Below are 11,900 nucleotides of genomic sequence, written 5' to 3' on the forward strand. Positions count from 1 at the left end.
ACTTAAAGATCAAAAACAGAGGTTCTTTTGGTGTATAGCAAGTCCTTTATCCTTAGCCAAAAAGCCATAAACAAATAAAGGGCAAATCCAAAGCCCAAGGTAACGAAGGTAAGATATATAAAGGAGGTACGAACTACTCTGGTACGTATGCCCAAACGCTCCGCTATTCGTCTACAAACCTCAAATCCTCTTTTCTGAAAATAATACAGTACCGTATAAAAAATGTTCATGCCTTAAAATTAGGATTTTCTATTTAATAATTGATGGCCCACCGCACATTGCAAACATTTATTTTTTGTACAGTATTCATTGTACAACTGTATAACGGCCTGACTTTCCTTGGCCGAGGGCAATTGTAATTTGAGCGACTTAAACCTAGAAATAACTGTATTGCTTTCTGATGCAATACCAGAAATAATATCTATTATCTCGTCTGGCACATCTCTTCCCATATGCTTCGCATAACTCAATTTTACAGGAAGAATCGTATTGACGATCAACAGATCCACAAACTTCTTGCTAAGTTTTTTGACATTTTTTTTGGAGACTTTTCCAAAAGTATAATGGTTGTCCCAATACCCACTTGCAGAAACGTTAAAAACCGAGTAAATTTCCTCGACACTTTTGGCATTGATAACCCTACTAAATAAGTTTTGGTGCAACACATACAAATTGGCCAACTGGGAAAGTCTAATCGTAGGGAAATTGGATGGGCGTAGTTTAAAAAACTCGGGCTTCTGATGCGGTGGGTCCAAAAAAAGGTATTTGGCTTTTAAAAAAGAAAATTCCTTTTTTAAACTAGCGTAGTAATTATCTCCAACAATATCATCTTCCAAGAATCGGGCAAAGCCATAGAACAAACTTTCCAATGGAAGTATGTTGTCCTGTATTTTGCGCACTACCTGGAAAGGAAGTCGATTGGCAATTTCAAAAAAGGGCTCACCATTAATTTTAAGTCCAAAATTTTTAAAAAGCAATACAAAAAAAACGCGTTCCCAATCGTTATTGAAGGTCTTTAAAAGCTGTACCACCAATTTCGTTTTTCTTTCCAAACGTTCAAAATAGAGCACCTCCAACCAATTTTGTAATACAAAGTCAGAAGTATCACCAATTCCATTTCCACAATTAATAAATAATGACTCTTTGTGAAAGAACAATTTGTGATACTCCTTTAGGAGACCGGATGAGATATAATCCTTAAGTACCAATGTGGGAATAACCGTATTATCGCTCCTAAAGACGTCACAATCGTCCTCCCAAACTACATGAAGTATTACGTTTTGGTAATTGGGGTCTGTTTCATGATGGTGCGCGTACCAATCGGAAGACTTAATATGCATCTCCACCGTGCCGGCCCACAGTTGTTCATCTATTTGAATCTTGGCGTTTAAAAAATCCGGCCCGGATAAAAGATTATGGGATCCTACATCCAATATCTGAATGGCTTCATTGTTGGAGCCTTTTAAATCCTCCAATTGAAGTTTTTTATACTTCCAAATAAAATGCAAAAGATCTTCCCGCATAATCCAATGTAAAGAAAAAACCCATACTCCACAAGGTTGCGTTAAAGTTAGATACTTTCTGCCAAGAAGTACGTTAGACCTTAATTGCCAGGCCTACCCTTAAAAATGTTATTCCGCTACTTCACCTTCCCAGTTCATAAACCCGCCTACCAAATTGTAAGCGTTCTCAAAACCCAACTTGTTCATAATGGCACATGCCTGGCCACTGCGTTGTCCGGACCTACAATAAACGTAATAGTTCTTACTCTTATCCAACTTTTCCAGTTCGGCAACAAACTCTTGCCCCAAATAAATATCTATATTGGTTGCATTTGGTATATAACCTTCCTCAACCTCTTCCGGAGTCCTAACATCCAACAAGAAGGCATTCTCGTCGTTTTCAAATTGTTCACTCCACTCCTCTTGTGATAAATCTGCCATTTTTGTTATTCTTTAATCCCCAAAAATAATGCTTTTAAAAAAAATCATCCAATATTTAAAGCACAAATATATAAGGAAGCCAGTCGCAAGACAAAGTATCCCAATGTACCCTTATAAACAAGCATGTCACTATTTAACAAATTTTTATCACCAGCAATGCTGGAGATCTTAATTAAACCCTTACATTTGTATATACAATTGTTGTAACGACATGAATGTAGAAAAAATTATTAAAACCGAGAAACAAATCCCTATAACAAGTAGGACCATTATCCATTTAAGTCTTGTTGAAGCCAAGATCAATGAAATGATGACAGCTGCACTTAAACCCCATGGTGTATCCTTGCAACAGTTTAATGTTTTACGAATTCTTAGAGGCCAAAAAGGCAAACCCGCCAATCTTTCTACCTTGAATGAAAGAATGGTGACCAAGATGAGCAATACCACTAGACTAGTAGACAAGTTGATACTTAAGGGATATGTAGATCGTATGGTATGCCCAAGTAACCGCAGAAAAGTAGAAATAAATATAACTTCCAAGGGTGAAAGCGCACTAGCCTTAATGGATGTAGCCCTGAAAGAAACCGAGGAAAAACTGTTGCAAAACTTTTCCATGGAGGATTTAAGATCCATAAATGAATTACTGGATAAATTTTAAGAAAATAAAAACAAGTTCAAATAATTAATACCTTCAAAAAATGAATTCATACATAGACAATTTAAAATGGCGCTATGCCACCAAGAAGTTCGACACTTCCAAGAAAGTGTCCCAAAAAGATTTAGAAATTTTATTGGAAGCCACTTCCTTAAGTGCATCCTCTTATGGATTGCAACCATATGAAATATTGGTTATAGAAGATGCTGCATTGAGAAACAAATTACAGCCAGCAGCTTGGGGGCAGTCGCAAATAACAGAGGCTTCCCACTTAATAGTTTTGGCCAACCAGTCTAATTTTGGCGAAGAATTGGTAGATGATTATCTGGAAAATGTAAGTGAAACACGTGGTATTCCATCCAATGATCTTCAAGGGTACTCAGATTTTATGAAGTCAAAATTAATGCCGCTATCTGAATCGGCCAAAGCCACATGGACCGCTAGACAAACCTATATTGCATTGGGGAATTTATTGTCGGCCGCAGCCGATTTAAAAATAGACACCTGTCCTATGGAAGGTTTTGATAGTGCCCAATTCAACGAAATACTCGGTTTGTCCAAAAAAGGCCTCAACGCAGCGGTTCTAGTAGCCATTGGCTATAGGTCTCAGGAAGATCAAACACAACATTATAAAAAAGTTCGTAAAAACAAAGAAAGTCTAATTACTTTTATATAAACAGGAACATTAACAAACATTATCTTAAAATTGGAATTATGAAAAAAAGTGCATTAAGTTTGGTTTTAGCAGTATTTACAGGTGTAACTACCATGGCATCCACTCCCGTGGACAACGAAGTAAAACAAGTAAAAACAACGGAAAGTACAGTAACTTGGAAAGGTTATAAAGTTACTGGATCCCATCATGGAACGATTGCCCTTAAATCCGGCTCCCTAATTTTTGACGGGGATAAATTAACAGGAGGTGAATTTGTGGTGGATATGCCCACTTTGGTTTCAAATGATCTTCAAGGTGAATACAAAGGAAAGTTGGAAGGCCATTTAAAATCCGATGATTTTTTCGGAGTTGACGCACATCCTACTTCTAAATTGGTCTTTACCAGTGTAAAAGCTACCGGTAAAAACTCTTATGAGGTAACCGGGGATCTTACTATAAAAGGTAAAACCAACCCTGTAACTTTTGACATCTCCATATATGGCAACAAGGCTACCGCTACTATGAAAGTGGACCGATCCCTGTACGATGTTAAATATGGTTCCGGAAGTTTTTTCGATAATTTAGGGGACAAGACCATTTATGACGAATTTGATCTAGTAGTGGATCTGGTATTCTAAAAAACACCCAAACAACAGTGTTTAAAACCTCACAATTGTGGGGTTTTTTATTTTTTACGTAACACAGGTTTGTAAATTTGAATTTCCTTCTTATATTTGGCCTGCAATGAAAAACATGTTATCAAAAACTTGGTGGTGGAACAACTTACGAAAAACATCGTGAGCATAGCACCATTGTAGTATAACTATATAAAAGGCTTGTCATCACGACAAGCCTTTTTTTCGTTTATCATAGAAATCATAGAACCCATTGGCAGAGAGTAGCAATCAAAAGAATTAACATGAAATATCAGTTAGTATCACATCACAAAAAAATACTTGCGGACACCATTACCCCTGTAAGTGTTTATTTAAAAATTAGAGATCGTTTCCCCAATAGTATTCTACTGGAAAGTAGTGACTATCATGCCAATGACAATAGTTTTTCCTATATATGCTGCAACCCCATTGCTTCCATAAAAGTAGAAAACGAGACGGTCACCCAACAATTCCCTGACGGTTCCATTGAGAAAACCAGCATTGATCCACAAACGGACATCCCTGGTATTTTGCATGATTTTAGTCAAAAATTTGAATCCCAGAACAACGATTTCAAATTTATAAACAATGGCCTGTTCGGGTATATGGCCTATGACGCAGTGCGGTATTTTGAAGACATCGACATTTCAAAAAAAGAGAACAGTATCTCTATTCCGGACATCTATTATGCCGTTTACCAAAATATAGTGGCTATAAACCATTTTAAAAACGAAGCCTACATTTTTGCACACTGCTATGAATCCGATAATAATATTGGGGAAATAGAACAAATTCTCAACGCCAAAAATTTTGCCTCCTACAATTTCTCCAAAGAAGGAAATCCAGTATCCAATCTAAAGGATGAGGAATATAAAGAGCACGTAGAATTGGCGAAGAAGCATTGCAATAGAGGTGATGTTTTTCAATTGGTATTATCCAGAAGGTTCTCCCAAGAATTTAAGGGCGACGAATTCAACGTATACAGGGCGCTGAGATCCATTAACCCATCTCCATATTTATTTTATTTTGATTATGGGGATTTCAAAATTTTTGGAAGTTCTCCCGAGGCCCAATTAATTGTTAAGGATGGGAAGGCCGAAATTCACCCTATTGCAGGAACCTTCAAAAGAACAGGGAATGACGAACAGGATGCGGAATTGGCCAAAAAATTAAAAATAGATGACAAGGAAAACAGTGAACACGTTATGTTGGTTGATCTTGCAAGAAACGACTTAAGTCGCAACGGTACCATGGTTAAAGTGGAAAACTATAGGGAAGTTCAATTTTTCTCACATGTTATACATTTGGTATCCAAAGTTACCGGTCTAAAGAAAAAAGACATCCCAACCATGAAAGTTGTTGCCGATACCTTTCCTGCAGGCACTTTAAGCGGGGCCCCAAAACACATGGCCATGCAACTTATTGAGAAATATGAAAAAACCAGTAGGGGATATTATGGTGGAGCCATAGGCTTTATGGATTTCAACGGAAACTTCAACCATGCCATAATGATCCGAACCTTTTTAAGCAAGAATCATCACTTGCATTACCAGGCCGGAGCCGGTTTGGTGTCCGCTTCCAATCCCGAAAATGAACTACAGGAGACCTATAACAAATTGGGAGCCCTGACCAAAGCCTTGGAAATAGCGGAAACCATATAATAACATCAATTAATTTTCCATGTCCTTTCATATCGGGACATATGAATAGATCAATATAAATGTTCAATAAAGAACATCAAATTATGAAAGATAATAAATCAAACACCAAATCCGCGGGCAAAGGAGAAGGAAAGTCCATATTGGTAATAGACAATTACGATAGTTTTACCTACAACCTTGTCCATTATTTAGAGGATTTGGATTGCGTCGTAACCGTAAAAAGAAATGACCAAATAAGCTTGGAAGAGATCGAGGCTTTTGACAAGATCGTTCTTTCCCCAGGCCCGGGCATCCCGGATGAAGCAGGTCTTCTAAAAGAAATTATAGCCATGTATGCGCCATCAAAAAGTATTTTTGGAGTATGCCTGGGTCAGCAGGCCATTGCCGAGGTATTTGGAGGGTCATTGGTCAATATAGACCAGGTCTACCACGGAATAGCAACCAAAATAAATATTGTTAAAGACGATATTCTTTTTAATGGATTGCCAAAAGAAATTGAGGTGGGTCGTTATCACTCATGGGTAGTTGACCCCCTACTTCCAGAAGTATTGGAAGCCACCTCCTTAGATGAGAATGGACAAGTGATGTCCTTGCGCCACAAAACATATGACGTTAGTGCGGTACAGTTTCATCCAGAATCGGTATTGACACCACATGGTAAGAAAATATTGGAGAACTGGGTGGCCTCCCCTAACCGTCTATAAATTGGAGAACAAATTATAAGCTATTGGACAAATAAAAATTATAACCAAAAAAACCCTTACATTTTAAAAGGGTTGGAGAGAGACTTATGAAAGATATTTTAAACAAACTGATCAATCACGATGTACTTCCAAAAGAGGATGCAAAACAGGTTTTGGTCAATATTGCCAAAGGAGATTACAACACAAGTCAGATTGCCGCCTTTTTAACGGTATATATGATGCGCAGTGTTACCATAGAAGAATTGGAAGGCTTTAGGGATGCATTGTTGGAGCTTTGCTTGGCAGTGGACCTATCACAATACAACCCCATAGATTTATGTGGTACCGGCGGTGACGGTAAAGACACCTTTAACATTTCTACCTTGGCCAGTTTCGTAACGGCAGGGGCCGATGTTAAGGTAACCAAACACGGCAACTATGGTGTATCCTCAAAGTGTGGCAGCAGCAATGTTATGGAATTCTTGGGTATTAAATTTAGTAATGAGGCCGGATTTCTTGAAAAATGTATAGATGAGGCAGGTATTTGTGTGCTACATGCCCCGTTATTTCACCCAGCCATGAAAAATGTAGCTCCTATACGTAGGGAATTGGGGGTAAAAACTTTCTTTAATATGTTGGGGCCTATGGTGAACCCAGCCTTCCCAAAAAACCAAATGGTTGGGGTATTTAATTTGGAATTGGCAAGAATGTACGGTTACCTATACCAAAAGACCGATAAGAACTTTACGGTATTGCATGCCTTGGATGGTTATGACGAAATTTCATTGACCGGAAATACCAAAACCATTACCAACAAATCCGAAGGGATGTTAAAACCATCGGATTTTGGTGTTGAAGCCATTTCCGCCTCAGATATAGTTGGGGGAGAAAGTATTGAAGAATCCGCTCAGGTTTTTCTTAATGTCTTACAAGGAAAAGGTACTACGCCACAAAATAATGTGGTCTGTGCCAATGCGGGTATTGCCATTGCAACGGTCAAAGGGGTTAGTCCAAGGGAAGGCTTTGAGGAAGCCAAGGAATCACTATTGAGTGGAAAAGGACTTGCAGCATTAAAAAAATTACAGGCCTTGAGTCAATTATAATCGGCTTTACCCAAGCCAACTTTATAGTATCATGAATATACTGGATAAAATAGTTTTGGATAAAAGAAAGGAAGTGGATTTAAAAAAATCCATTATCCCGGTTTCCCAGTTGGAAGCTTCCGTATTATTTCATAGACCTACCGTTTCCTTGGCCAATGCCCTTAGAAATAGTAATAGTGGGATAATTGCGGAACACAAAAGGAGGTCTCCGTCCAAGTCGGTCATAAATCAAAACAACAGTGTCGCCGATGTAGCGGTCGGCTATGAAAAAGCTGGAGCCTGTGGCATGTCTGTTTTAACAGATGGGAAATATTTTGGTGGATCATTGGACGACCTACTGCTAGCCAGGGCATCTGTGCAAATGCCGTTGCTCCGCAAGGAATTCATCATTGACGAATATCAATTGTTGGAGGCCAAGGCACATGGCGCAGATGTAATATTGTTGATTGCAGCCATATTGACCAGGGCTGAAATTAAGACTTTGTCCGAATTGGCCAAACAATTGCACTTGGATGTTTTGTTGGAGGTCCATGACGAAGAGGAATTACATAAATCCATTATGCCCAGTTTGGACATGTTGGGAGTGAACAATCGGAATTTAAAGACTTTTGAAGTAAGCTTGGATACCAGTAAAGCTTTATCCAAATTAATTCCGGACGATTTTGTGAAGGTTTCCGAAAGTGGAATTAGTTCTACGGAGGCCATACAAGAGTTAAAACCATATGGCTATAAAGGGTTCCTTATTGGGGAGAATTTTATGAAAACCGATAATCCTGGACTAAGCGCCCTTCAATTTATTAAATCGATAAAACAATAGCCATGAAACTGAAAGTGTGTGGAATGAAATTGAATACCTTGGAGGTAGCCACCCTTGATCCAGATTATCTTGGTTTTATATTCTGGGAACCCTCCAAAAGGTATTTTGAAGGAACTATTCCCAGATTACCCGCCTCCATAAAAAAAGTAGGTGTATTTGTAGATGCTCCCCTTGAAGCAATTTTGAAGAAAGTAGACACTTATGATTTACAGGCCGTACAGTTGCATGGAAACGAAAGTCCGGAATTCTGTAACGACCTAAAAACAATAAACAACGACCGTTCCAAGGCTTTAGAGGAATCCAGTATAGAAATCATTAAAGTTTTCTCTATTAAAGATGATTTTCATTTTAGTATTTTGACTCCCTATGAAAATGTATGTGACTATTTTCTTTTTGACACCAAGGGTAAATTACCTGGGGGCAACGGATTTACCTTCAGTTGGGAAGTGTTGAAAAATTACCCCTCTACCAAACCCTATTTCCTAAGTGGAGGCATTGGTTTGGACGAGATTGGAAAAATTAGGGAATTTCAACAAAGACCGGAATCAAAATATTGTCACGCCATTGATGTCAATAGCAAATTTGAATCCGAACCAGGATTAAAGGATATTAAAAAATTGAAGGAATTTAAAGAAGTATTAAGCAATGAGTAGTGGGAATCCCGTACACAATACTTAATACTCGGTACTGAATACTATACAATAAAACTATGAATTACAACGTAGACGAAAAGGGATATTACGGAGAATTTGGAGGAGCTTTTATTCCTGAAATGCTCTATCCCAATGTTGAAAACCTCAGGCAGCAATATCTAAAAATAATGGCCGAACCATCTTTTAAAAAGGAATTCGATCAATTATTGAAGGATTATGTAGGCAGACCTTCTCCCCTTTATTTTGCAAAACGTTTATCAGAAAAGTACAACACCAAGGTATATTTAAAGCGTGAAGATCTAAATCATACCGGTGCACATAAGGTCAATAATACCATTGGTCAGATCTTGATGGCCAAGCGCCTTGGCAAGTCCAGGATCATTGCCGAAACGGGTGCCGGTCAACATGGCGTTGCAACTGCAACGGTATGTGCCCTTATGGGAATGGAGTGTATTGTATATATGGGAGAGATAGATATCGCCAGACAGGCTCCCAATGTTGCCCGCATGAAAATGCTCGGAGCAGAGGTAAGGCCGGCTAAGTCCGGAAGCAGAACCCTAAAAGATGCTACCAATGAGGCCATTAGGGACTGGATCAACAATCCTGTGGATACCCATTATATTATTGGATCGGCTATTGGTCCCCATCCATACCCTGATATGGTAACCCGATTTCAGTCCATTATTTCCGAGGAAATAAAATGGCAATTGAAAGAAAAGGAAGGTAGGGAAAATCCAGATTACGTAGTCGCTTGCATAGGTGGTGGCAGTAATGCTGCAGGCACCTTTTATCATTTTCTACATGAAAAGGAAGTTGGCATCATAGCTGTGGAAGCGGCAGGCCTTGGTGTGGATAGCGGTGAAAGTGCTGCAACCTCCGTCTTGGGTAAAATGGGGATTATCCATGGATGTAAAACCTTATTGATGCAAACTACCGATGGACAGATCACAGAACCGTACTCTATTTCTGCAGGACTTGATTATCCTGGGGTTGGCCCAATGCATGCCCATCTATACAAAACGGGCAGGGCCGAATTCATTGCTGTCACGGACGATGAAGCTATGCAGGCCGGGATGGTATTATCCAAATTGGAAGGGATTATTCCTGCCATTGAATCCTCACATGCGTTCGCCATTCTGGAAACCAGAAAATTCCAGCCGGAGGAGGTCGTAGTCTTTAATCTCTCGGGACGTGGCGATAAGGATTTGGACACCTATATAAAATATTTTAAGCTGTAAGCTATATGTACATTGCCAACTTAGTGGGAATGCAAAAAATAATTTTAGAATGAACAGAATACATCAAAAATTACAAGAAGATAAAAAAATATTGTCCATTTATTTTACCGCGGGCTACCCTTCTTTAAACGATACGGTAAAAATTATTCAAGATCTTGAAAAAAATGGTGTGGACATGATTGAGATCGGATTGCCGTTCAGCGATCCTTTGGCGGATGGCCCCACCATACAGGCCAGTTCTACCCAAGCATTAAAGAATGGAATGACCACCGCGCTATTATTCCAGCAGTTAAAAGATATCCGGAAATCTGTTTCCATACCCCTGATCGTTATGGGATATTTCAATCCTGTGCTACAATATGGGGTAGAGAAATTTTGTAAAGAATGTCAGGAAATAGGAATAGACGGACTTATTTTGCCCGATCTGCCATTGGACGTTTATCAGGAAAATTATGAAACCATCTTTAAAAAATATGGCCTTGTAAATGTTTTCTTGATAACCCCACAAACCAGCGACGCCCGTATCCGTCAAATCGATACAGCCTCAGACGGATTTATCTATATGGTAAGTTCCGCAAGCGTTACCGGGTCCCAGGATGGTTTTGGAAATAATCAAGAAACCTACTTTGAGCGGATTGCGGATATGAAATTGAAGAACCCACAGGTTGTCGGCTTTGGCATCAACAATTCAGAAACCTTTCTGCAAGCTACCAAACAAGCAAAGGGAGCCATTATTGGATCGGCCTTTATTAAATTTCTGACACAACATGGTGTTGACAAAATTGGCGATTTCGTGAAGGGAATTCGAAAATAAACCACAGCGATGGACATTATAAATAATTGGAAAATAGTTCTTCTTTTGTGCCTTACCCTTGGCCTGGCACCTTATTTTCCAGAACCCCACATCCTCGGTAAGGTAAAATGGATAATGGGCGGGGCTGCCGGAATGAAACCCATGGACTGGTTTGATGTGATTCTCCATGGATTTCCGTTTGTTTTGCTAATTAGGCTATTGGTCATAAAAGTCCTTAAAAAGTAAGTTACTACTGCATTTACACCACCTTGTCGGATTCCTGCCTGCTCAGGAATGACATCCATTTAATACCAGGTAATCCTTATAAAACATTATCATAGTTTGGAACAGGTATTTTTTGGTGAACTTCGTCTTATTGCTGTAATCAATTGCACCATTATTGTCATTCCTGCGCAGGCAGGAATCCATTATTGATCGTACCAATTAGATGCAAGATCTTCCCATTGAGGGTTATCTTTTATAATTAAGTTAATTTTCCAGTCACGTTTCCAATTTTTAAGATTTTTTTCCCGCTTTATTGCATCGTCAACAAATTGATGATTTTCAAAATAAACAAGTCTATCCAAGTTGTATTTTTTGGTGAAGCCATCATTTAATTTGTTTTTGTGCTCATAAATTCTTCTCTGTAAATCGTTGGTCATTCCAATGTACAGGGTTCCATTCTTTTTGTTTGTTAGAATATAGATGTAGTATTGATGAATGGTTTTGTGCATTTTACCTCCTTTTCTCCACTTCGTAAGATAATTATTAGGCAGACATTTGAAATTGTACATTTAAGATAATACAAAATTGGCAAAGAATGATTTGGTTGTATTCCAATATTAGAGTGGATTCCAGCCTGTGCAGGAAAGACAATTTGGACAAGCAGGGATAGAACTGACAAAAGCCATTCCTGAAGACTGTCACTCACATAATCACGAGAAATAATATTTCGTTAAAACACAGACCTACCTAGATTCCTGCCTGCGCAGGAATGACAACTTAATCAACTAGGCAGACAGCCAATAAAAGTCATCACTAAA

15 protein-coding genes are annotated in these 11,900 nt (G+C 38.8%); 11 read left to right on the forward strand and 4 right to left on the reverse strand.

The genetic code is table 11. The features are described from left to right. Positions 1 to 2 precede the first annotated feature (2 nt). The 3 genes from B9Y87_RS12090 to B9Y87_RS12100 all read right to left on the reverse strand — a co-directional run bounded on the left by B9Y87_RS12090 (position 3) and on the right by B9Y87_RS12100 (position 1,943). Positions 3 to 230 (reverse strand): PspC domain-containing protein, encoded by a 228-nt coding sequence (locus B9Y87_RS12090; protein ID WP_031444841.1) that lies wholly within the window; start codon positions 228 to 230, stop codon positions 3 to 5. A gap of 9 nt (positions 231 to 239) precedes the next feature. Next, a complete protein-coding gene (locus tag B9Y87_RS12095) occupies positions 240 to 1,523 on the reverse strand; it encodes a DUF2851 family protein (RefSeq protein WP_085499275.1) in 1,284 nt (427 codons plus the stop codon). Positions 1,524 to 1,631: 108 nt separating this feature from the next. Next, a complete protein-coding gene (locus tag B9Y87_RS12100) occupies positions 1,632 to 1,943 on the reverse strand; it encodes a rhodanese-like domain-containing protein (protein WP_072863312.1) in 312 nt (103 codons plus the stop codon). A 211-nt stretch (positions 1,944 to 2,154) separates the two neighbouring features. Between B9Y87_RS12100 and B9Y87_RS12105 the strand changes: the two genes are divergently transcribed. From B9Y87_RS12105 to B9Y87_RS12155, 11 genes are all read left to right on the forward strand, one after another. Then, entirely contained in the window at positions 2,155 to 2,601 is a 447-nt protein-coding gene (locus B9Y87_RS12105; RefSeq protein ID WP_085499276.1) for a MarR family winged helix-turn-helix transcriptional regulator, read from the forward strand. Positions 2,602 to 2,641: 40 nt separating this feature from the next. After that, positions 2,642 to 3,274: an NAD(P)H-dependent oxidoreductase gene (locus B9Y87_RS12110; RefSeq protein ID WP_085499277.1), complete on the forward strand. Its 633-nt coding sequence runs from the start codon at positions 2,642 to 2,644 to the stop codon at positions 3,272 to 3,274. Between the two features lie 38 nt (positions 3,275 to 3,312). Further along, entirely contained in the window at positions 3,313 to 3,891 is a 579-nt protein-coding gene (locus B9Y87_RS12115; RefSeq protein WP_085499278.1) for a YceI family protein, read from the forward strand. A gap of 281 nt (positions 3,892 to 4,172) precedes the next feature. After that, positions 4,173 to 5,570, forward strand: coding sequence for an anthranilate synthase component I family protein (locus B9Y87_RS12120; RefSeq protein ID WP_085499279.1), 1,398 nt, complete (start codon positions 4,173 to 4,175; stop codon positions 5,568 to 5,570). Positions 5,571 to 5,653: 83 nt separating this feature from the next. Beyond that, on the forward strand, positions 5,654 to 6,274 hold the full coding sequence (locus B9Y87_RS12125) for an anthranilate synthase component II (protein ID WP_085499591.1): 621 nt from the start codon (positions 5,654 to 5,656) through the stop codon (positions 6,272 to 6,274). Positions 6,275 to 6,360: 86 nt separating this feature from the next. Beyond that, the gene (gene trpD, locus B9Y87_RS12130; protein ID WP_085499280.1) at positions 6,361 to 7,356 is read left to right on the forward strand and encodes an anthranilate phosphoribosyltransferase; all 996 of its coding nucleotides are present in this window, start codon (positions 6,361 to 6,363) and stop codon (positions 7,354 to 7,356) included. 31 nt (positions 7,357 to 7,387) lie between these two features. Next, complete coding sequence (trpC, locus tag B9Y87_RS12135; protein ID WP_085499281.1) at positions 7,388 to 8,173, forward strand: indole-3-glycerol phosphate synthase TrpC; 786 nt, start codon at positions 7,388 to 7,390, stop codon at positions 8,171 to 8,173. A 2-nt stretch (positions 8,174 to 8,175) separates the two neighbouring features. Beyond that, positions 8,176 to 8,826, forward strand: coding sequence for a phosphoribosylanthranilate isomerase (locus tag B9Y87_RS12140; protein WP_085499282.1), 651 nt, complete (start codon positions 8,176 to 8,178; stop codon positions 8,824 to 8,826). 56 nt (positions 8,827 to 8,882) lie between these two features. After that, the gene (gene trpB, locus B9Y87_RS12145) at positions 8,883 to 10,064 is read left to right on the forward strand and encodes a tryptophan synthase subunit beta (protein ID WP_085499283.1); all 1,182 of its coding nucleotides are present in this window, start codon (positions 8,883 to 8,885) and stop codon (positions 10,062 to 10,064) included. Between the two features lie 49 nt (positions 10,065 to 10,113). Next, positions 10,114 to 10,878, forward strand: a complete 765-nt coding sequence (gene trpA, locus B9Y87_RS12150; RefSeq protein ID WP_085499284.1) for a tryptophan synthase subunit alpha — start codon at positions 10,114 to 10,116, stop codon at positions 10,876 to 10,878. 9 nt (positions 10,879 to 10,887) lie between these two features. Continuing rightward, a complete protein-coding gene (locus B9Y87_RS12155) occupies positions 10,888 to 11,103 on the forward strand; it encodes a hypothetical protein (RefSeq protein WP_085499285.1) in 216 nt (71 codons plus the stop codon). Between the two features lie 182 nt (positions 11,104 to 11,285). Here the strand turns inward: B9Y87_RS12155 and B9Y87_RS12160 are convergent, their stop codons facing one another. After that, positions 11,286 to 11,591 (reverse strand): GIY-YIG nuclease family protein, encoded by a 306-nt coding sequence (locus tag B9Y87_RS12160; protein WP_085499592.1) that lies wholly within the window; start codon positions 11,589 to 11,591, stop codon positions 11,286 to 11,288. Positions 11,592 to 11,900 lie beyond the last annotated feature (309 nt).

It is taken from the genome of Arenibacter troitsensis (genome assembly GCF_900177645.1).
In the GTDB taxonomy this organism is placed as follows: domain Bacteria; phylum Bacteroidota; class Bacteroidia; order Flavobacteriales; family Flavobacteriaceae; genus Arenibacter; species Arenibacter troitsensis.